The sequence below is a fragment of the Bacillus cereus group sp. BfR-BA-01381 genome (assembly GCF_022663555.1).
In the GTDB taxonomy this organism is placed as follows: Bacteria; Bacillota; Bacilli; order Bacillales; family Bacillaceae_G; genus Bacillus_A; species Bacillus_A pacificus.
In genome coordinates, this window is the sequence record NZ_JAKUFR010000303.1 from 1 (window position 1) to 257 (window position 257).

Sequence of the window (257 nt, forward strand, 5' to 3'; positions counted from 1 at the left end):
GCGTCTTTTGAACCTTCAATTTCTTTTCCTGTTTCTTTTACCTCCGCTTTCGATCCTTCAACTTCTTTTGTTGGTTCTTTTACTTCCTCTTTCTCTTCTTCAACCTCTTTTATTTCTTCTTTCGATCCTTCAACTTCTTTTGTTGGCTCTTTTTCTTCTTCTTTTACCTCTTCAACTTTTTTTACCTCTTCAACTTCTTTTGTCGGCTCTTTTTCTTCTTCTTTTACCTCTTCAACTTCTTTTGTTGGTTCTTTTTC

At 34.6% G+C, this 257-nt stretch carries 1 protein-coding gene; it reads right to left on the reverse strand.

Annotated features, from left to right (window positions below; genetic code table 11):
* Window positions 1–257, reverse strand: a 257-nt coding sequence (locus tag MR079_RS29600; protein ID WP_242295112.1) for a hypothetical protein, incomplete at both ends; no start/stop codon positions are given.